This window comes from Undibacterium sp. SXout7W (assembly GCF_049339385.1).
Lineage (GTDB): Bacteria > Pseudomonadota > Gammaproteobacteria > Burkholderiales > Burkholderiaceae_D > Undibacterium.
Genome location: NZ_JBMPPF010000087.1, coordinates 1 through 400, shown reverse-complemented (window position 1 = coordinate 400; position 400 = coordinate 1). Strand labels below are relative to the sequence as shown.

Genomic DNA, 400 nt, shown 5'->3' with positions numbered 1-400 from the left:
GGTGGAGCCGGGGGGATTTGAACCCCCGTCCGCCAGTACTCCGCTGTCGGTACTACATGCTTAGCCGTGTCTACTGATTTAATCCGCAGCCGCCCGACGGGCAGGGTGCTTTGGATGAGTTGTGTAAGTTTTAGTCACTTCGCCCACAACGTGCTACGCGACGATCCTGTTCTGTATGACAATCAGTTCGGGTTTACAGGCATCCCCTAGTGATTGCTGGAGCCGAAGCTACCAGAAGCAACGGGTCAAGAGGACTGCTTACGCAGCCAGCTTGTACTCCGCGCCGTAGTTTTCGTCATTGGCAACTATAAAAGTTGCAACAGTGGATTTACGAGTTCTGTTACCAACTCGGCATGCACCTAGAGTTTCGCTACCGGCGTCGAATCCTAATCGGCCCAGA

General features: G+C 53.8%; 1 other RNA gene. It reads right to left on the bottom strand.

The annotated features are described in order from the left end of the window. Window positions 1-2: 2 nt before the first annotated feature. Window positions 3-397: a transfer-messenger RNA gene (ssrA, locus tag ACO0LB_RS20605) on the bottom strand. Window positions 398-400: the final 3 nt, after the last annotated feature.